The sequence below is a fragment of the Flavobacterium nitrogenifigens genome, assembly GCF_003254565.1.
In the GTDB taxonomy this organism is placed as follows: Bacteria; Bacteroidota; Bacteroidia; order Flavobacteriales; family Flavobacteriaceae; genus Flavobacterium; species Flavobacterium nitrogenifigens.
On sequence record NZ_QJRI01000164.1, the window covers coordinates 1 to 20,093 of the forward strand.

A 20,093-nucleotide genomic window follows, 5' to 3' on the forward strand; every position below is an offset into this window, starting at 1 on the left:
ACTCAAATCTGTTTAATCCCAATAGCTATTGGGAGCGTGAAAAAACATCAAAAATAAACGCAAGACTATGTGTATTTAAATAAGTGAAACGCCTTTTACACATCCCTAAAAAGCTATGTCTCTATGTGTTAAAAAAATAGCCACTCCCGATAGCTATATTTCATATCATTAAATCACGATATATCGCGTAATATCAAATTGGCTCTTTCTTAAAAACCCTGAAAACAAAGCACTTAATCAAATGGAATAGGATTTGGTTATTCTTTGAAAATTTCAAAAACGCACCGTATTTCATTTCTTAATCTAGGTTAATCGATCCAGAAGCATAACGGACGTAAATTTGTAAAAGAAAAATCAAACAACAATTTAATATAACAAATACCATGGAAAATAAAATATTAGGCTTACACCATATTACTGCAATCGCAGGTGACGCTAAACGTAATTTTGACTTTTATTCTAAAGTTTTAGGATTAAGATTTATAAAAAAAACAGTAAACTTTGACGATCCTGGAACATACCATTTTTACTTTGGTGACGAAGTAGGAAGCGCTGGAACAATTTTAACTTTTTTCCCTTGGGGAGAAGGAATCCAACAAGGAAGAAAAGGTTCTGGAATGGCAACCGAAATTGGTTATTCTGTTCCAAAAGGAAGTTTAGATTTCTGGCAGAAACGTTTTGAAAAATACAATGTGATTTACAATAAACCAGCAGAAAAGTTTGGAGAAAAATATTTGACATTCTTAGATCCAGACGGACTAAAACTAGAGTTAATCGAATCTAAAACAGAAGATAACAGAAAAGCTTGGGAAACTGATGAAGTAAAAGCTGATGTGGCTACAAAAGGTTTTCACAACATTACTTTGACTTTAAACAGCATCAAAGCAACTGCAGCCATCTTAACTGATATATTTGGATACAAACTAATCGATCAGGATGTTAACCGTTACCGTTATGCAACAGATGCTGTAGAAAATGCTGCCATTGTTGACTTGGTAGAACTACCAGAGGAAAAACGTGGTTTAAATGCAAACGGAACTATTCATCACGTAGCATTCCGTGTTCCAAACGATGAAATTTTGATGAAATTCAGAGAGAAAATCGAAGATTACGGATTACAGATTACTCCGCAAATTGACAGACAATATTTCCATTCTCTTTATTTCAGAGAACCAGGAGGAGTTTTGTTTGAAATTGCAACAGATAATCCTGGATTTACAGTAGACGAAAGCTTAGAAGAATTAGGCCAGAACTTAAAACTTCCTGCTCAATATGAGCCACAAAGAGCTGCTATTGAAAAACATTTGGTTAAAATTAATTAATTTAAAAACTAAGCCGGTTTGTTTTAAACCGCAACACAACTATTTGAAAAAAGAGGTTTTCTCAAAAGAAAACCTCTTTTTTTGTAAACTTTCGAAAAGCAAAAAAATGTGTCGCTCCACTGGAGCTTTTTCCCATTCGTCTTATTGAAATTCTATAAATATTTTGCCCCGTTGGGGCATTACCTAACAATTTACAATATAAAGCTTTAGAAGATTTCTCTTTATAAGCTTCGGAGAAGCGGAATATTTATAGCAAAGATTGAACATTTACAATATAAAGCTCCAGCGGAGCGATATATTTTACCACACTTCGAAATTTAATCTTCCGCCGCCATTAATTCTAGTTTGGCCATAATCAATGCAAGATTATTTTCAAGCTTAATTTTTCCGTCGCGCCATTCTTTTTTATTTGCTCTTCTTGAAATTCTAAAAATGAAATCGCCTGTAAAAACATATCCCCAAGTTTCCCTCATACTTTTTTTGGTTAGTCTTTTTTGTGCTTCTCTTAAATCCACTTTAATTTCAACTCCATTTTTAAAAACAACAGTATCCAATCCGTCTAGACCTTTTCTAAATTCATGTCCGCGATATTGAATGAGTCTGATCAAAGCATTCATAAAACGTAAAGCCCGATCCAAGTTTTCTTTAGAAACATATAAATCCAAAATTTCCAATTTATCTAGCAGAATATCTTGATCTACAATTTTGCTTTCCCAATATTGCTTTGTGGACGCAATAATCTCAACTGGTTTTTCTAATGTATCCCTAACAATTAATGGAGCACAAACATCGTTTTTTATACTTTGAGTCAAATCAAGTAAAGGTGTAGATTTAAGAGGAACTCTAAGTTGCATTTCGTACGTCTTTTTTAAAATCGTAATCTCATTATTTCCATTAAAATTTAATGAAAGCTCTGGAATATTTTTCCTCTTATATTCTGGCCCAACCCAAAATCTGCTTTTTGGAAGTGGTATCTCCATTTTTTCACAGGCATTTTTGATTCCCATACTGGAAATCTCATAATGCTTTGCAATCTGCGGAATCGGAAATTTCCAAACCAAATCATAAAGTTCTGATCGGGTAAAAGTAATTTTGTCCATAAATCAGTAAATTCAATTCAAAAAGAAATTCACCACCTCTATAATTGCTTACAGAAATGGTGAATCATCAAAAATTAAGTGCTACTCTACTCCGCCGCCTAAAGCACGGTACAGGTTAATTGCTGCATTCAGCTTTTCGAGTTTTATTGTTACGAGATCCAATTCGTTTTGGAGCGAACTGTTCTGAGCTGCAATTACTTCAAGGTAATTTGCCATTCCACTTTTGTAAAGCAAAGAAGCATCTGAAGTCGCCTTATCTAATGACCCCGCTTTATCTTTTGCTAAAATCATACGCTCATCAGCATATTTCAACCTAGACATCGCATCGTTTACTTCGCCAACTGCCGTTATAAAAGACTGTTTAAATTGTACAACCGCTTTTTCTTGTTCGATAACGGCCACTTCATAAGCCGTTCTCAATGCTTTTTTTCTAAAAATTGGCTGGGCTAAATTGGCCGCAATTGTTTTGGTAACCGAACCTGGAAAATTAAACCAGTTTTCAAATTCAAAAGAATTAACTCCAATTGACGGATTCAAACTTAAAGTCGGATACATCGTTGCTTTTGCCAATCCTGTTTTAGCGTTAGCAGACATAACCGCATATTCACTAGCTTTTACATCTGGTCTTCGGCTTAAAAGTGAAGCTGGAATTCCTGCTGGAAAAAGTACCGAAACTTCTGCTGCATCAATATTGCCTGCTCTTTCAATCTTATCAGGATATTCTCCGCACAAAATCTGCAAAGCATTTTCTTGAACCGCAATATTCGCTTTCGCTAAAGGAACCAATAATTCAGCTGTTTTCTTCTGAGCTTCGGTCTGATTTACTGCCAAGGAACTAATCGAACCTGATTTGTATTGCAATTGGATCATGTTCAAAGTATTGGTACTCAAATCGATGTTTTTCTCTGCAATTTTCAATTGTTCATCTAAACCTAAGAGATTGTAGTACGACTGGGCAACTTGAACAATAATTCGGGTTTTTAACGCCGAAAGATTTTCTTTTTGAGCAAAATAAGCTGCTTTAGCATCTCTTTTCTGCATCGCTGCTTTTCCCCAAATATCTACTTCCCAAGAAAGACGGAGATTGGCGCTGTAATCATCCATATAATCTTTACCAATAAACTGAGCGCTTAATGACCCGTTTAATGAGTTTTTTGATTGATAAGAACGACTCGCTCCGGCATCGAAATCTAGTGTGGGTAATAACGATAATTTGGCTTGTTTATAGCTGAGATCGAGCTGTTCCATGCTTTTCATGGCAATAATAACTTCATTGTTTTTTACCAAAGCTTTTTCAATCAAAGCAACGAGCAAAGGATCTTTATAATAGTTTTTCCACGGAAGCAAAACCGTGTCTCCAGTAACCGCTACCTCTTCGCGGAATTTTTCTGGAGCATTTAATTCTGTACGAGAATACTTTTTGCCCACCACACACGATGTCATAATCGCTCCAGTAAGCAAAACCATTCCTATTTTATATAGTGTTTTCATTCTTATTCTTTTATCGTTTGAACTTGAGTTGCGATTTTCTTTCTTGATACTTTTTCCTGTAAATACTGAAATACAATGAAAAGCAACGGAATCACGAAAACACCCAACACAACACCGCTAAACATTCCGACTGCTGCACTGACACTGATAGATCGGTTTCCAACTGCAGTTCCTCCAGAGGCAAACATCAACGGAATCATACCTACAATAAATGCCAGCGAAGTCATGATAATTGGTCGTAACCTAGATTTTGCCCCTTCAATTGCTGCATCGATTATAGTTAATCCAGCCAAACGTCTCTGCAAAGCAAACTCGACAATCAAAATGGCATTTTTAGCCAAAAGTCCAACAAGCATGATTAATCCGACCTGAACGTAAATATTGTTATCTAAACCAACGGCTTTAATTCCGGCAAAAGCTCCTAAAATTCCTGTCGGAATAGAAAGCAATACTGCCAATGGCAATAAATAGCTTTCGTACTGCGCTGCCAATAAGAAGAATACAAACAATAGACATAATCCGAAAATAGCAACCGTTTGACTTCCTCCTGCTTTTTCCTCCAAACTTAAACCTGTCCATTCGTAACTATAATCAGCAGGAAGTTTATCTAAAACTTGCTCTAGATTAGCCATAATTTGTCCGTTACTGTAGCCAGGCAAAGCCATCGCTGTAATGTTTACCGAATTATAAAGGTTGTAACGATTCACTGATTCTGGCCCATACACTTTATGAAACTTTACGATTGATTTTACTGGAACCATCTGCATATCGTTATTTCTTACGAAAATTTCATTGAACGCATCTTCATCCATTCTAAAAATTCCATCAGCTTTTACGTTCACACGGTAAAATTTACCGAATCTCGAAAAGTCAGCTGATTGATCTCCTGCAAAATAGGTTTGAATATTTCCTAAAAGCTCTTTGATATTTACACCCATTTGGCGCGCTTTATCTTCGTCAACTTCCAATTCCAATTGCGGATAATCGGCCCTAAAAGTCGTGTAAGCATATTGTACTCCAGGCTGTTTCATAATCTGTGCGATTACTTTATCAGACATGGCTTTTAAAGTTTCTGGACTTCTCGCCATTCTATCCTGCAACACGATTTCGGCACCACTGGTTACACCAAAACCTTCTACCGGAGGCATTCTGAAAACCATAATCTGACCTTCTTTAATTTTTGCCAGTTTTCCGCTTACGATATTCATAATTTCTTCAATATCTTTAACTGCTCCCCTATCTTTCTTAGGTTTCAGTTTTATAAAACCTAATCCGTAAGCAGGGCTGGCACTATTACTCAAAATATTGAATCCTGTAATACTCGTGTTAACATCTATAGCTTCTATTGGAGCCAATTCTTTTTCTAATTTCTGAATTACAGCTGTAGTACGATCAAGCGCTGTTCCTGGTGGCATTGACAAACTGTACACCATAAAACCGTCATCTTCAAGAGGCACAAAACTTTTTGGCGTAGATGTCATCGTATAAACTGCAATCGCAGTTATCCCTGCCACTAATCCCGCTGCGAGCCATTTTCTGCCAATTAAGAAACGAACGCCTTTGATATATCTTCCCGTTAAATTGTTGAAACTTGTATTAAATCCGACGAAAAAACGGTCTTTAAAGCTCGTTTTATGCCCGTTATCTCCATGTTTATGTCCGTGATTTTTTAGCAAAAGCGCGCATAATGCAGGCGTTAATGTCAAGGCATTTACAGCTGAAATGATAATTGCAATCGCTAGTGTATAAGCGAATTGTTTATAGAAAATCCCCGAAGATCCTGTCATAAATCCGATCGGAATAAATACTGCTGACATTACCAGAGTAATCGAAATTACCGCTCCCGTAATTTCTGCCATCGCACTATGAGTTGCTTCTTTTGCAGAAATTCCTTCGTCTTCCTCCATTTTACTGTGCACGGCTTCTACGACTACAATCGCATCATCGACTACAATTCCAATTGCTAGAACTAAAGCAAAAAGCGTTAGGATATTAATCGTAAACCCGAAAACCAGCAGGAAGAAAAACGTTCCCACAATCGCAACTGGAACCGCAATAGCTGGAATTATTGTCGAGCGAATGTCCTGAAGGAAAATAAACACCACAATAAATACCAGAATAAAAGCTTCTAAAAGAGTTGATTTTACCTGTCCCGTTGCTTCGTCCAATCTTTCTTTGGTACTCATTACGTTAACGTACTTAATACCCGGGGGAAAAGATTTAGATAATCGTTCTACTTCTTTGTTGATTCCGATTTCGATGTCATTGGCATTAGAACCCGAAGTCTGTAAAATAGCCATAGTAACGGCATTTTTACTATTCGATTTATTATCTCCACTGTACGAAATAGAACCAAATTCTACTCTCGCTACATCTTTCAATCTTAAAACATTGCTCCCAACATTTTTAACGACAATATTTTCATATTGCTCTGGTTTGTTCTTTTTTCCTTTGTAGCGTATTACATATTCTAATGCCGCTGAAGATTCTTCTCCCAATTTTCCTGGAGCCGATTCTAAACTTTGTTCTGCAATGGCTTGAGTAACATCCGAAGGAACTAAACCAGCATTTGCCATTTTACGCGGATCTAGCCAAATACGCATTGAATAATCTTTCTGCCCGAAAATTTGAACCTGTCCTACTCCAGGAACACGTTTCATTTGAGGCACTAAGTTGATATTGGCATAGTTCTGCAGAAACAGCTCGTCGTATTTGTTATTATCATCTGTATATAAGTTGAAAATAACAATCATACTATTTTGCTGTTTCGAAGTCGTTAATCCCATTCGGATAACTTCCTGAGGCAGTTTTGGCGTTGCTTGCTGTACTCTGTTCTGTACGTTTACCGCAGCCTGATCTGGATCTACACCTTGTTTAAAAATGACGCTGATTGAGAAAGATCCATCATTACTTGCAGTAGATTTAATGTACTGCATATTTTCAACTCCGTTAATCTGCTCTTCTAAAGGTGTTACTACCGAACGAATAACGGTTTCACTATTTCCTCCCGGATACGAACCGCTTACCATAACAGTTGGTGGCGAAATATCTGGAAATCGCGTTACCGATAATCTGGTAAGACCTATAATCCCCAGTATAACCAGTACAATAGAGATAACTGTGGCCAATACTGGCCTGTCTATTATTTTCTTTAACATGGAAATGTTATTTTATTGAATGAAAAATTATTTACTGCTGGTGTTTTTAGCAGCGATTTTTGGAACGACTTCCATTCCATCGTAAAGCACATCGATATTATTCAGTGCTACTTTATCTCCGACTTTTAATCCAGATTTTACGAAATAATCTGCTCCAGCGCTTCCCGCGATTTCAATTGGAACCATGGCTACTTTGTTGCCTTCTTTTAGAACAAAAACAAAGAATTTATCTTGAATGTCTTTTACACTTGCCATTGGAACTGTAATTACAGATGATAAACTTTTGTTCAAGACAATTCTCGCCGAACCACCAGAACGCAATTCTTTTTTAGGGTTTGGAAAAATGGCTTTTAAAGCAATTGTTCCCGTTGCACGATCGATGTTTCCGCTTGCTACTTCCAGTTTTCCTTTTTGATCGTACTCGCTGTCATCGGCCATAATTAAGCTTACAGTCTGATTGCTTTTTGCATCTTTTGAAAAAGCTAAATAATCTGCTTCTGTCAAAGAAAAATATACAAATACGCTATTAATCTCTGAAAGTGTAGTTAACGGAACGGCATCAGTTGGCGTAACCAAATTTCCGATACGGTTTGGAATACGGCTAATATAGCCGCTTACAGGAGCTTTAATCAAAGAGAAATCGGCATTTAACTGAGATGATCCTAAAGCGGCTTTAGCCTGTGCTACTTGTGCAGTTGCGGCTTCGTAATTGGCTTGTGCTGTTTTTAACTGCATGTCTGAGAAAACTTTTCCTTCAACTAAAGGTTTGATTTTTTCCACTTCCAATTTCGCATTCGCTTGATTGGCCAAAGCGCTTTTGTAAGCTGCACGGCTGTTGTTTACTTGTTCTGCGTAAACATCGCCTTTTATTTTAAAAAGGGATTGTCCTTTGGTAACATAGTCTCCTTCTTTTACATAAATAGCTTCCAGATAGCCTGATACTTGCGCTTTTATATCGACGTTTACAGTACCTTCGACTGTTCCTGGATATTTCTTTTCTACTTCTCCCGTTGCCGAATTGGTCTGAAGAAAGTCTACTTCTGGCTTTGGAGGAGCCATTTGTGCATCTCCACTTTTTCCGCATGATGCAAGAGAAATGGTTATCAATAAAATTGCAATACTGCCAATTGCCTTATTATTTTTAAAAAACTGTTTTGTCATTTTACTTTTCATTTTTAAATGAATTACCTCAAATTTGGCAGCAAAATAACAGCGTAAAACCGCTTTTTTAAGGAAGAAATTTACCCAAACGACAATTTTTGATACTGAAACGAATGATTTTTTTTGAGGTGCTAAGTGGCTAAGATGCTAAGGTTCTAAGTTTTTTATTTTGCCACGACCCGAGCGATAGCGAATAGGCGAAGCAATTCACGAATATTCTCAAATTAAAAGTTTGATTTAAGAAATACTGAAAATATAATTTTTCGAATTTTTACTACAAAGATGTTGAGACACAATTTTTTTGCCACAGATTAAAGGATTAAAAAGAATTTTTTCTCGCTGATTGAGTAGACTTTAACGCATTCCTTGTCATCCTGACGAAGGAAGGATCACACTAGAAACTCGACAAAGATTGTCCCTCATACTTTACGGAATTCCGTGTGTGATCCTTCCTTCGTCAGGATGACAAACTGGATGTAAATCACACTTTTCGAAGAAAAGAAAAAACCTCTGAACCTTTGCGCCTAAAAACCTTAGAATCTCAGCATCTCAGAACCTTAGCACCTTTCTTATCTATCCATCCACTGTTTAAAAAAAGGAGTTTTTTCACGACTGATAATCACCTCGCGTTCGGGATCTAGTTTAAGTTGAATTTTTAGTTTTGCGTTGAAGTAGTTCGCAATAGATTTAATGCTTTCTGCACGAATGAAAAACTGGCGGTTGGCACGGAAGAAAATGTTCGGATCTAATTCCTGCTCCAGTTCTTCCATCGTTTGCGGAATAGAGATAATTACACCTGATTTAAGAAATAAATTACTGGTTTTAAATTCAGAATAGATGAAGTCAATATCAGAAACGTCTACGCTTTTATAGCCATCGCGATAGGTTACTAAAAAGCGCATTCTAAAAACTGGTTTTTCAATCAGTTCTTTTAGAATTCCAGCGATGTTGGTTACGTTAGATTCGTTCTTATTTAAAGATTTGAATTTTGTTAAGGCAAATTCTAATTCGTTCTTTTCAATGGGTTTCATCAAATAATCGATGCTGTTTACCTTAAAAGCACGAATTGCATATTCGTCATAAGCTGTAGTAAAAATGACTGGACAAGTGATATTAATTTCATCAAAAATGGCAAAACTCAGTCCGTCGGCTAAACGAATGTCCATCGTAATTAAATCGGGAGTCGGATTTGAATTGAGCCAGGCAACAGTATCTACAACGGTATCAATAATGCCTAGAATCTCACAATTGGGCTCCAATTCCTCCAACAGCCTTTTTAATCGGCTGGCGTTAATACTTTCATCTTCTACAATTAAAATTTTCATAACTCTTAAATTAATGGCAGGCGCACGTCATAATAACCGTTTGATTCACTGAAAATAGGCATTCTTTCAGATAAAATTTTATAACGAAATTTGATGTTTTTATTTCCTATTCCTGTTGAAACCAAAGTTTTTCCAGCGGTTCTCTGCAAGTTATTTCGAACAATAATATCATCAGAATCAGAAAAAACAGTGATAGTAAGCGGGTTGGCTAACGTTGCCATATTGTGTTTCACAGCATTTTCTACCAATAACTGCAAAGTCAGAGGCGGTAAATGAAGCGCTAAAGAGGCAGCATCAACTTCAATTTTTAAAGCGATTTTATCCCCCAGCCTTTTCTTCAATAAATAAAAATACGCATTTAGGAATTCTATTTCCTCTTTTACTGTAATGGTATCTTTATTTGAATTTGAAATCATATAACGATATACTCTCGTTATATTTTCTAAGAACGAAGCCGCTTCTTTCTGATCTTCATAAATCAATTCGGTCAAAGTGCTGAAATTATTGAATACAAAATGCGGATCTAATTGCATTTTCAAAGATTCTAATTTCGAACGCGTTACCGCTTCTTGCAGTTCTGATGCTTTAACTTTTAATTCAGCCGTTTCTATTGCATTCAAACGCCATCTGTTCAGCAAAAATATTCCGGTGTGGATAGCACTTATAAATAGCGAAATAATGGCTGCCATAATCTTGGACTGCCAAATGGTAACCAAATCATTTACTTCTAGAGCTGTACATGGATATAAATAGTCCCAAAGCCAAGAAAAAAAGTAATTGAGAAGAATGTTTCCTGCAATTAAGCAGATAAATTGGGCAATAGCCCTAAAAGCTGGATTCTGTTCCCAACTTATATAATAATTTAATTTTCGGCCAACAAACAAAGTCAGCTCTGTAAGTATAGCACAATACAACAAAATAATGAAGATATCGAAGGTTTGGTCTAAGTCGAGCAAACCTTCTTCTTCAAAATTTCTATACGGATTTAGGAAATAATACGATGAAAGATAGACCAGAAAAACGGCTGGAATTACTATAACCCTGTAGTATTTATAGAAAAAATTCTTGCCTGATTTTTTATTTTGGTTTCTTCTACCCATTTATTCCCTCAACTGTAAAATTGAAAAATCCTATCTTAGTGTTCTACTAGAACGCCTTCTTCTTTTTTGCCTGCTTTTATAGTAGCAACTGGATTTTTCTCACGCATAACGCCCCATTTTAAGCACGTTGCACCCCAAGAAAATCCTGCTCCAAAAGTAGTGATCAATACATTTTGTCCTTCTTTAAAATCGTCTTTGAAATCCCATAAACACAACGGAACTGTTGCAGATGTCGTATTCCCGTAACGGTCAATATTTACTTTTACTTTTTCAAAATCAATACCTAAACTTTCGCCTACAGCAGTGATAATTCTTAAATTAGCTTGATGTGGAACTACCCAGTCAATTTGGTCTGATTCTAATTCGTTTTTTGCCAAAGCATCTTGCGAAACCTGGCTCATTGCGGCCACCGCTCTTTTAAATACAAAAGCACCGTCTTGTTTTAAATAATGCGTTCTGTGTAAAAGACTCTGCATAGAAGTTGGATTTCTAGAACCTCCTGCTGGTACAGCCAAAGAAGAAACTCCGCTTCCGTCTGTTTTCAAAATCGTTTTCATTAATCCAGCATCAGATTCAGTTTTTTCTAATAAAACTGCTCCTGCTCCATCTCCGAAAAGAATACAAGTATTGCGGTCTTCATAATCTACGATAGAGCTCATTTTATCTGCTCCAACGATGATTAATTTTTTGTAGCGACCGCTTTCGATCATGTTTGCTCCCATTTCTAGTGCATACAAAAATCCGCTGCAAGCTGCATTCATGTCAATTCCGAAAGCATTTGTAAGTCCGCTTTTATCACAAACAATACTTGCTGTTGGCGCTAAAATGTGATCTGGAGTTGCTGTTGCTACCAACAACGCTTCAATCTCATTGCGATCTACCTTATAATTTTCTAAAAGATTTTCAATCGCTGCTGCGGCAAGATCAGATGTTGCCGTGTCGTCGTCTGCGATTCTGCGTTCTCTAATTCCAGTTCTTTTAATGATCCATTCCTCCGATGTATCAACTGTTTCTGAAATCTTTTTATTGGTCAAAATTGATGATGGCACGAAACCACCTATTGCTGTAATAACTGCGCTCATTGTTTTTTATTTTTTTTTTAAGCTTTGTACTCTTAGAACCCAATGCTTACTACTTTTCTCTTCTTTTCACAGTTCATTTAGAACTATGCAGGAAACATAATGTATTCCTTGAAAAGCCGATTAAATCTGCTGACAATACTTTTTTATGAGAAATATTGTTTTCTTAAACCTGAACAAGCTAAAAACATTATATAAAATCCAACTAAAATAAATTAAAAATCTACACCAAGTGTTCTCTCGGTATTACGTGGAATAAAATCTTTAATTTATCTTATTTTTAAAATCATATAATGCTATTTCAGTTTGTAGATAATTCTCAATTATAGCTGTTGCCATACTGATAAAAAAACCTATCTGCATTAAGTTTTTAGAGTGCCACAAAATTAATTTAAAAATATCTGAAACCAGCAGACAATTAAGAATAATTAACAAAACTGCCCGAAATGTTAAGATATAATTTTGAAATTCTGCAACTAGCTCCAAAAATTATAGAATCCCTAAAATCAAAAAAAAATCTGTTAAATTTTATTTTGATACTATTTCTTCAAAAAAACCTCTTAATTTTTATATCATTATTTTTAAATCAAATCAATCTTTAATAATTCGGAAACGACAATAATGGAATCTCAAGTCCTGCTGCCAGAACCCTAGTTTTACTTCTGTGAACCAAAGAATCCCAAAAACCGTATTTTTGAGGCACCATAATCAGCAAATCAGCCTTGTAATTCTTAATTTCTTTCCTGATTTCGTTAATAACAGCATTCGATCTTACCGTTTTATAAAGATATTTAACGTCTTCAAATTCTTTTTCGAGATTCGAATTCATCAAAATTCTATGCTGTTCTTCTTTCAAATCATCCAACTTGTCGTCTACGGTAAAAAATTCAATTTCGGCTTCAAAATCTCCTAAAGCATTTTTTATCCAGCTGAATTTTTTAATAGCCGAAAAACTCAAACTATCGCAAGCATACAAAACCTTTCTTATATTAAGGAAACGCGCATTTTGAGGCACGGCCAAAACTGGAATCTGCAAATTTTTAATCGCCGTTGTAGTTGAATTTCCTAATAATTCTTGCTCAAAAGAACGCTCCGCCATTCCCATCACCACAACATCTGCATTTGTTTCTTTAATAATTTTTGGAAGTTCGTCTTCTAAAAAAGAATACGTACAGATTGCTGCAGTTTCAATTCTAAACAAATCGCCCGTCTCCTTTGCTAAATTTTCAAGCTTAGCAATTGCTCTATCTATCTGCTTTTGCATTGCGTCTGCAGTTATATGCGAGTTTGCGCTGTGCACACTCAAAGAAAACGAATTAAATAAAACCAATTTTGCGCCAGTAGCTCTTGCAAGCCCTGCTGCATAAGCAACGGCATTATTAGCAATATCAGAAAAATTAGTCGCGGCGATTATAGTAAGAGGTGAAATCATAAAATAGTAATTAAGCTTTCTTGCAAAATTGCTCATTTAAATGCTTTAAACCATTTTTATATCACTGAATAATCATTTTTTACGCCCCAACCGTAAAATATCATTCCTGAAAAAACAGGCTTTCCTTTTTTGTTTCTTACTTTAAAAACGATAAAATGCAGTTGTGATTTAACCGCGAAGCACGCAAGGATTTTTACTCTTTGGGATTTATGAAAACGCAAAGGTCGCAAAGCTGCCTGTATAAAGCTGGTTTAAATTGCTCGCAAAGTCACTAAGGATTATACTTTTAAAGCCACGGATTAATAAGATTAAAAGGATTTTGTTTCACGCAGATCCTGCAGATTTTAGCAGATTTTAATTTTTAAGCCTTAAAAAAAATCTGCGCTTATCTGCTTAAATCATTTAAAATCTGCGTGAAATAAACCTTTGCGACTCTGCTCCCGATAGCTATCGGGATTGCGAGATTAAAAACCACAATATTTGCACACAAAGCTTTGCGGACTTAAGGCACAATCAAATTCAAAAAATACCTTGCGCTCTTTGCGGTAAAAAACACCAACTCGCTCTCTGTCCATTTCATCCCAAAGTTTGTCCGTTTCACCAAGATTCCGATTTCATTTTTAAGGCTTTCAACGCACATTTGTACCGTTAAATAACTTTAAATATCAAAATCATGAACTCAAAAACAACAAAAATTATCTATTGGACAGGCGCAGTATTAACTTCTTTATGGTTTGGCGCAAGCGGTTTCTTTGAACTTACAAACAATCCATTAGTTTGGGGAATTACACAACAATTGGGTTATCCAGCACATTTTATTTATATCCTTGGTGTTTTTAAAGTAGCCGGTGTCATTACGCTTTTAATTCCGAACAAATTATTACGATTGAAAGAATGGGTTTTCGCAGGCGTATTTTTCGATATCATCTTTGCTTTCTTTTCAAAAATTGCCGTTTTAGGTTTCGGTGCTGCAACCGATGCTGTCATTGCTTTTGTAATGGTAAGTGTGACTTATGCAATGTATAGAAAATTGTATACAGCGACTTACACTCCATCTTCAGAAAACTTGTAAGGAAGTCGAAATCATTTTACAAAAGTGCTCCAGAGGAGCAAAATATTTATAGAATTCGATTAAGACAATTGAATAAAAGCTCCAGCGGAGCGGAATATATTAGCTTGTAAAAAAATGTCGCTCCTCTGGAGCTTTATAATGACAACACTATTCTTTGCTATAAATATTTCGCTTCTCTGAAGCTTAAAAAAGAGGCTAAAACAGCCTCTTAAAATTTTTATTTAAACCTAATTCTTTCCAATGAAAAAGATTATCCTACTTCTCTGTTTTATACTTTCAGCTTTGTTCTTTATAAGCTGTTTTATGTTTCCTGGATTATAAAATCAAGCCAATTAGTTTATCTGAGAAAAGATAAATTAATTGGCTTTATCGGTTTTCTAACCAGCTTAAAAATGCAGTTGCTTTTTCTTTTCCAACCAATAATTTTTCTTCTGTGGGAACACTTAGCTTTACAATTATCTTGCGGGAAAAATAATGCTCTGCTTCTCGAATGGCCGAAAAATTAACCAAATATTGTCTGTTGATTCTAAAGAACTGAATTGGCGACAAAAGCTTATGAATTTCATCTAACGACTGTGTTAACGGATATTCGTTTTTGTCTAAAGTCATAATTGTCGGCGTTTCGTTTTTAATGAAAAAAAACGCAATATTCTCCGTTAAAACCGTTTGATATTTATTGTTTTTAAAAACTAAAAAACTACTTTTCCCTTTATTTTCTCCATTTCGCGTAAGCAAATAATCAAAATCGGGCATTGCTTTTTTATTTCTCTGAAAAAAGTTTTTCAGTTCACCCGCTTTCTTTAAAGCCTGTGAAATACTATCTCTCGAAAAAGGTTTTAAAACATAATCAATTCCGTTTGACTTAAAAGCTTCGATCGCATAATCATCAAAAGCAGTGCAGAAAATGACAGGCGACAAAACCTCGACATTCTTAAAAATCTCAAAACACTGACCGTCTGCCAGCTGAATATCCATAAAAATAAGATCTGGCTGATCGTTTTCTAAAAGATAATCTACTGCGCCATCAATGCTTTGTATATACGACAAAATCTGAACATCGGGTCTGATGCTCAGAATTAGCTGACCAAGTGCTTTGGCCGTTTTTACTTCATCTTCAATTATTATGATAGTCATAATTAAGTGGTATTTTTACTTTAAAGGTAGTTTCGTCCTTGTCAATTTCAATTTCTTTGTGAATCAAGTGCATAAAACGTTGATTGATGTTATCTAAACCAACACCTGTAGACACGGCGCCTCTTTTGAGCTGTATTTTATTTTCGACAACCAAAAATTCGTTTTCTGTATAAAGTCTTATTTTTAAAGGTTTTTCTAAAGAAACAACATTGTGCTTGATGCAGTTCTCGATTAATAACTGCAGAGTAAAAGGCGGAATTGCCGAATCGTACTGTTTTGGATTTACTTCGTTTTCTAAAACAAATCCATCTTCAAAACGTGCTTTCAGCAAATAAACGTACGAATCTAAAATCTGAAGTTCCTCGCTTAGCGGAATCAAATCCATTTTTCTGCTTTCTAGTGTAAATCGATAAAAATCAGATAATTTCAAAATAAAATCTGAACTCTGCGGATCTTGAATATCAACCATAGATTTCAGCGTATTCAAACTATTAAACAAAAAATGCGGATTAACCTGCTGTTTCAACAATTCGTATTGCGCGCCGAGATTTACGGCTTTGGTGCGTTCTAGTTCGACTCCCATTTGCTGCGTTTGATAGTTTTGAAAAAGCAGATGCAGAAACATATACACAATCAAGTTGATTAAAACTCCTCGAAGTTCGAACATGATTGGCGCATCCATTTTTGAAACCTGAAACAGTTCCTGATGCGCAATTACCAGAATCACCATCAAGACAATCCCAAGAATAACACTCAATAAAAGTTTCCAATTAAAGAGGCTTTTATTGGCATGATTGGCAGAGAATTTTGGTAAACTGTAAATGTTGTAATACCATATAAAAAGGGAAAACAACAGTGTAATCGAAGAATTTATAATAAGGTCTCCAGGTGTAGAATCGGCATCAAATAATTTAGGTATCGAAGCCATAACTGCCAATGCAATCGAACTTCCCCAAATGACTTTGAGCGAAACCTGAAAACGTTTTGTTTTTTCCATATTGTAATTGGTTTGTTATCTTAGAATCAAAGATAGGTTTATTTGAAAAAGATTTCATGCAGATTTTATAGGATTTTAGCAGATTTTGCAGATAATTTCGATTTCCTTTTTTAATCTCGCAAAGACGCGGAGTCGCAAAGTTTTTATCCTCTTTTTTTGTGAAATGAGTAAATTTCTCTCGCAGATTTAGCAGATCTAGCGGATTTTTTTATCTGCATAATCTCCCAAATCTGCTAGAGAATATTTTAATACTAAAACTAAGCTCTCTTAACTCCCAAAATAGCGCCTGAATTCATATCTTGAACAAAGCCAATAATTTCGAAATCCTGTGCATTATAATTTTTAGGAAGAGAAATTGTCGCTGTTCCTTTTTTTATTTTATTTAAATCTACAGATTGCAGATTACGAACAATTTGATAATGCGTTAAAACCCTGTTGGCATTTTCGCCTCTTTTTACATTGCTTTTAGCTTCTTTCTGAACAACTGCAAGCAATAGTCGACTATTTTTTGAAGTGCCTTCTACATTGTAATTTACAGAAAGTGAATTAGCGTTTTGACTTGCCTCTAAATTTAAACTCGCTAAAGTTGGTTTAGAAAGTGCCGATTTAATCCCGTTTCGCAGACTCGTTTCCTGAGAACCGATATAATCTGTTTTTCCGTTAATGATTACTTGAGGCGTGTAGATTGGTTCTTTTCCTAGAAATTGAGCGTAATCGTATTGTCTTTTGGTGAAATCGGCATTACTGAAAATATCTTTCCAGCCTTGCTTGTCCCAATAATCCACATGATACGCCAATACATAAACGTTTTTATCACGGTATTCATTCTGAATTCTTCCCAGCAATTCATCTGCTGGCGGACAGCTCGAACAGCCTTCTGAAGTATATAATTCTAAAAGTGCAAAACCTTTTGAATTGTTTTGGCTAAAAACGCTGTTTCCAATTAAAAGAAACAACATTACAAATCCACTTAAAATTTTTATCTTTCTCATAATTACATTTATTAAACCTGACAGGTTTTCAAAACCTGTCAGGTTAGTTGAGAGTTGAGTTCTCTAATCAACTCATAATTCATAACTTAAAACTCTTTTTAAAGAATATTAATCTCAACGTTTATATTCCCTCTTGTTGCTTTAGAATATGGACAAGTCTGATGCGCTTGCGCTGCCAAAGCTTCCGCAGTTTGAATATCAATTCCAGGAAGACTTATATTTAATCTTGCCTGAAGAGAATATTCTCCTTCTGTTACGCACAAATCTACTTCGGCATCTACAGCGGTTTCTGCTGGAAGTCGAACCCCAAGTTTAGAAGCCGCGATTCCTAAAGCTCCAATAAAACAAGCCGACCATCCCGCAGCAAACAACTGCTCTGGATTTGTTCCCGGACGCGAAGATCCCGGTGCGCTTAATTTGATATTCAATTGTTCGTCTGAACTTTGAGAAGCTCCTTCTCTACCGCCAGTTGTGTGTGTTTTTCCTGTGTATAAAATTTTTGTGTCCATGTTATTAATTGTTAATTATTAATTGTAAATTTTTATATGCTTTATGTTGATTTTTTGTAAGGTTTAAAATATAAGTCGTGAGAGGAATTAACCATTCACCATTTACAATTCACCATTATTTAGAAACATCAATTATAGCTTGTGCAAATGCCTTTGGATCTTCTTGCGGAACATTGTGTCCGATTCCTTTTAAAACTCTGTGCTCGTATTTTCCTGTGAATTTGTTTGCATACGCTTTTCCATCCGCGAAAGCGCCATCAAAATCGCTTCCTATTGTAATGGTAGGAACTTTAATCTCTGGTTTTGCTGCCAAACGTTTTTCTAGATTATCGTATTTAGATTCACCTGCTTCTAGAGATTGTCTCCATCTGTAGTTGTGAATCACAATTGCTACGTGATCTGGATTATCAAAAGATTGAGCGGTTTGATCGTAAGTTCCTTTGTCAAAATTCCATAACGGAGAAGCGATTTTCCAGATTAGTTTATTGAAATCATAAGTGTTTTGAGTGTAACCTTGTCTTCCTCTTTCAGTTGCGAAATAATATTGGTACCACCATCCTAACTCAGCTGTTGGAGGAAGCGGTTTTAAGTTTGCTTCTAAATTCACCACCAAATAACCACTTACCGAAACCAAACCTTTTACGCGTTCTGGCCAAAGTGCCGATACTACCACTGCTGTTCTTGCGCCCCAATCGAAACCGCCAATTACGGCTTTCTCAATTTTAAGGGCATCCATAAAAGCGATAATATCACTTGCTAAAGCTGCCTGCTGACCGTTTCTGAAAGTATCTTTAGAAAGGAAAGTCGTTGTTCCAAATCCTCGTAAATAGGGTGTAAAAACGTGGTATCCTTTTGCCACCAAAATCGGAACGACTTCGTTGTAACTATGAATATCGTATGGCCAGCCGTGAAGCAAGATGACAGGCGTTCCGTTTGACGGACCTGCTTCAGCATAACCCACGTTTAATAATCCTGCATTAATTTGTTTTAAAGTTCCTAAAGAACTGTTTACTTCAATTGTTTTTTTTGTTGAAGTCTGTGCTTGAGTAAAAGCTGCATTCATAAAAAGAATAGCGATTAGAATTTTTGATAGTGTTTTCATAATTTTTATTTTTTGATTAGTTGATTATCAGTTAATTTCTTTGTCAAAGGTATCTTGACAATGCTTGTTTTAAAAGGTAAAAAAAGGTGAAGTGGACAAAGCTTGAGGTGAAGCGGACATGCTTTACATTGTAGTAATTTAACCGCAATGCACGCCAAGGTTTTACGCAAGGTTCGCAAGGTTTTTCTAATCTCGCAAAGTCGCTAAGACGCAAAGTTTTATTCATATAGCTTTGCGCTCTTTGCGTTTTTTTACAAAGTCGTATAGGTAAAAAACCTTGCGCACTTTGCGGTTAAACCCCACACGCACTTCAACATGCAACCTGAAACATTAAACTTGAAACTATTTCTTCATAGTCAAAATAGGTTTCCCTTTTTCTACGATATAAGTTGCCAGTTCTGATGCTTTAGCATTTGTATTATTTTTAGCCGAATGCACTACACCTGCCGGAATAAAAAGCACTTCGCCCGCTTTTAGTGTCACTGGCTTTTCATCTTCTATTTGATATTCCAGCGAACCTTCAACTACGTAAATCACTTCTTCACCTGGATGAGAATGTTTGCCGAAAGCTGAATGTCCGTCAAAATCGATTCGTGCTTGAACCATTTCTTTTCCTGGAGTACTTAGATCATGTTTTTGCAAATCGATACGTTTTACTCCTTGCGCGGTAATCTGATTCGGAACTAAAAAGGCAATGATTCCTAAAACGATAATTGCGATTATAACCCATGTTTTTTGTTTTTTCGTTTCCATAACTTCTGATTTAAATTATTTGTTTTTCTGTTAATTTCTTCGTCAAAAGTATTTCGATAACCCTTCATACGAAATCAGAAAATAGGTGAAACGGACAAACTTCAAGGTGAAATGGACAGCGTGTGAGTTGTGAGTTGTGAAATGTTTGAGAGATTAACCGCAAAGCACACTAAGATTTACGCAAGGCTCGCTAAGTTTTTTAATCTCGCAAAGACGCGAAGTCGCAAAGTTTTATTCTCACAAAGTTTTGCGTTCTTAACACTTTTAATAAGTTTAACTCTAAAAATATCTTTGTGTGCCTTGCGTATCCCGATAGGTGTCGGGATTGCGAACTTTGCGGTTAAATAAACAGCATGCAAAAAAAAT

At 35.8% G+C, this 20,093-nt stretch carries 16 protein-coding genes; 2 read left to right on the forward strand and 14 right to left on the reverse strand.

Annotation, left to right across the window (positions count from 1 at the left end; genetic code table 11):
• Positions 1 to 383 precede the first annotated feature (383 nt).
• Positions 384 to 1,322: a ring-cleaving dioxygenase gene (locus DM397_RS04520; RefSeq protein WP_111376401.1), complete on the forward strand. Its 939-nt coding sequence runs from the start codon at positions 384 to 386 to the stop codon at positions 1,320 to 1,322.
• Between the two features lie 317 nt (positions 1,323 to 1,639).
• Here the strand turns inward: DM397_RS04520 and DM397_RS04525 are convergent, their stop codons facing one another.
• From DM397_RS04525 to DM397_RS04565, 8 genes are all read right to left on the reverse strand, one after another.
• The gene (locus tag DM397_RS04525) at positions 1,640 to 2,422 is read right to left on the reverse strand and encodes a hypothetical protein (RefSeq protein WP_111376402.1); all 783 of its coding nucleotides are present in this window, start codon (positions 2,420 to 2,422) and stop codon (positions 1,640 to 1,642) included.
• 81 nt (positions 2,423 to 2,503) lie between these two features.
• Positions 2,504 to 3,913, reverse strand: a complete 1,410-nt coding sequence (locus DM397_RS04530; RefSeq protein ID WP_111376403.1) for an efflux transporter outer membrane subunit — start codon at positions 3,911 to 3,913, stop codon at positions 2,504 to 2,506.
• 2 nt (positions 3,914 to 3,915) lie between these two features.
• Positions 3,916 to 7,071, reverse strand: coding sequence for an efflux RND transporter permease subunit (locus tag DM397_RS04535; protein WP_111376404.1), 3,156 nt, complete (start codon positions 7,069 to 7,071; stop codon positions 3,916 to 3,918).
• Between the two features lie 27 nt (positions 7,072 to 7,098).
• On the reverse strand, positions 7,099 to 8,244 hold the full coding sequence (locus DM397_RS04540) for an efflux RND transporter periplasmic adaptor subunit (protein ID WP_239457795.1): 1,146 nt from the start codon (positions 8,242 to 8,244) through the stop codon (positions 7,099 to 7,101).
• A 557-nt stretch (positions 8,245 to 8,801) separates the two neighbouring features.
• Entirely contained in the window at positions 8,802 to 9,557 is a 756-nt protein-coding gene (locus DM397_RS04545; RefSeq protein WP_111376405.1) for a LytR/AlgR family response regulator transcription factor, read from the reverse strand.
• Between the two features lie 5 nt (positions 9,558 to 9,562).
• Positions 9,563 to 10,657 carry a sensor histidine kinase gene (locus tag DM397_RS04550; RefSeq protein ID WP_111376406.1) on the reverse strand — a complete coding sequence of 365 codons (1,095 nt, stop codon included), beginning with the start codon at positions 10,655 to 10,657 and terminating at the stop codon, positions 9,563 to 9,565.
• A gap of 35 nt (positions 10,658 to 10,692) precedes the next feature.
• Entirely contained in the window at positions 10,693 to 11,739 is a 1,047-nt protein-coding gene (locus DM397_RS04555; RefSeq protein ID WP_111376407.1) for a beta-ketoacyl-ACP synthase III, read from the reverse strand.
• 595 nt (positions 11,740 to 12,334) lie between these two features.
• Complete coding sequence (locus DM397_RS04565) at positions 12,335 to 13,204, reverse strand: universal stress protein (RefSeq protein WP_239457796.1); 870 nt, start codon at positions 13,202 to 13,204, stop codon at positions 12,335 to 12,337.
• 637 nt (positions 13,205 to 13,841) lie between these two features.
• On the opposite strand from DM397_RS04565, the gene DM397_RS04570 reads away from it, so the two are divergent.
• Complete coding sequence (locus tag DM397_RS04570; RefSeq protein ID WP_111376410.1) at positions 13,842 to 14,240, forward strand: DoxX family protein; 399 nt, start codon at positions 13,842 to 13,844, stop codon at positions 14,238 to 14,240.
• A 366-nt stretch (positions 14,241 to 14,606) separates the two neighbouring features.
• Here the strand turns inward: DM397_RS04570 and DM397_RS04575 are convergent, their stop codons facing one another.
• From DM397_RS04575 to DM397_RS04600, 6 genes are all read right to left on the reverse strand, one after another.
• Positions 14,607 to 15,374 carry a LytR/AlgR family response regulator transcription factor gene (locus tag DM397_RS04575; RefSeq protein WP_095929122.1) on the reverse strand — a complete coding sequence of 256 codons (768 nt, stop codon included), beginning with the start codon at positions 15,372 to 15,374 and terminating at the stop codon, positions 14,607 to 14,609.
• Complete coding sequence (locus DM397_RS04580; protein ID WP_111376411.1) at positions 15,355 to 16,371, reverse strand: sensor histidine kinase; 1,017 nt, start codon at positions 16,369 to 16,371, stop codon at positions 15,355 to 15,357. Before DM397_RS04580 ends, DM397_RS04575 begins: the two co-directional genes overlap by 20 nt.
• Before the next feature lie 257 nt (positions 16,372 to 16,628).
• Complete coding sequence (locus tag DM397_RS04585) at positions 16,629 to 17,363, reverse strand: DUF1223 domain-containing protein (protein WP_111376412.1); 735 nt, start codon at positions 17,361 to 17,363, stop codon at positions 16,629 to 16,631.
• A gap of 98 nt (positions 17,364 to 17,461) precedes the next feature.
• A complete protein-coding gene (locus DM397_RS04590; RefSeq protein ID WP_204251873.1) occupies positions 17,462 to 17,872 on the reverse strand; it encodes an organic hydroperoxide resistance protein in 411 nt (136 codons plus the stop codon).
• Positions 17,873 to 17,987: 115 nt separating this feature from the next.
• Positions 17,988 to 18,974, reverse strand: a complete 987-nt coding sequence (locus DM397_RS04595; RefSeq protein ID WP_111376414.1) for an alpha/beta fold hydrolase — start codon at positions 18,972 to 18,974, stop codon at positions 17,988 to 17,990.
• Positions 18,975 to 19,316: 342 nt separating this feature from the next.
• The gene (locus DM397_RS04600; RefSeq protein WP_111376415.1) at positions 19,317 to 19,727 is read right to left on the reverse strand and encodes a cupin domain-containing protein; all 411 of its coding nucleotides are present in this window, start codon (positions 19,725 to 19,727) and stop codon (positions 19,317 to 19,319) included.
• Positions 19,728 to 20,093: the final 366 nt, after the last annotated feature.

Bases quoted from the DNA above. Each gene is read 5' to 3' on its own strand.
- DM397_RS04520 (WP_111376401.1), top strand. From the start codon at position 384: ATGGAAAATAAAATATTAGGCTTACACCATATTACTGCAATCGCAGGT.
- DM397_RS04525 (WP_111376402.1), bottom strand. From the start codon at position 2,422: ATGGACAAAATTACTTTTACCCGATCAGAACTTTATGATTTGGTTTGG.
- DM397_RS04530 (WP_111376403.1), bottom strand. From the start codon at position 3,913: ATGAAAACACTATATAAAATAGGAATGGTTTTGCTTACTGGAGCGATT.
- DM397_RS04535 (WP_111376404.1), bottom strand. From the start codon at position 7,071: ATGTTAAAGAAAATAATAGACAGGCCAGTATTGGCCACAGTTATCTCT.
- DM397_RS04540 (WP_239457795.1), bottom strand. From the start codon at position 8,244: ATGAAAAGTAAAATGACAAAACAGTTTTTTAAAAATAATAAGGCAATT.
- DM397_RS04545 (WP_111376405.1), bottom strand. From the start codon at position 9,557: ATGAAAATTTTAATTGTAGAAGATGAAAGTATTAACGCCAGCCGATTA.
- DM397_RS04550 (WP_111376406.1), bottom strand. From the start codon at position 10,657: ATGGGTAGAAGAAACCAAAATAAAAAATCAGGCAAGAATTTTTTCTAT.
- DM397_RS04555 (WP_111376407.1), bottom strand. From the start codon at position 11,739: ATGAGCGCAGTTATTACAGCAATAGGTGGTTTCGTGCCATCATCAATT.
- DM397_RS04565 (WP_239457796.1), bottom strand. From the start codon at position 13,204: ATGAGCAATTTTGCAAGAAAGCTTAATTACTATTTTATGATTTCACCT.
- DM397_RS04570 (WP_111376410.1), top strand. From the start codon at position 13,842: ATGAACTCAAAAACAACAAAAATTATCTATTGGACAGGCGCAGTATTA.
- DM397_RS04575 (WP_095929122.1), bottom strand. From the start codon at position 15,374: ATGACTATCATAATAATTGAAGATGAAGTAAAAACGGCCAAAGCACTT.
- DM397_RS04580 (WP_111376411.1), bottom strand. From the start codon at position 16,371: ATGGAAAAAACAAAACGTTTTCAGGTTTCGCTCAAAGTCATTTGGGGA.
- DM397_RS04585 (WP_111376412.1), bottom strand. From the start codon at position 17,363: ATGAGAAAGATAAAAATTTTAAGTGGATTTGTAATGTTGTTTCTTTTA.
- DM397_RS04590 (WP_204251873.1), bottom strand. From the start codon at position 17,872: ATGGACACAAAAATTTTATACACAGGAAAAACACACACAACTGGCGGT.
- DM397_RS04595 (WP_111376414.1), bottom strand. From the start codon at position 18,974: ATGAAAACACTATCAAAAATTCTAATCGCTATTCTTTTTATGAATGCA.
- DM397_RS04600 (WP_111376415.1), bottom strand. From the start codon at position 19,727: ATGGAAACGAAAAAACAAAAAACATGGGTTATAATCGCAATTATCGTT.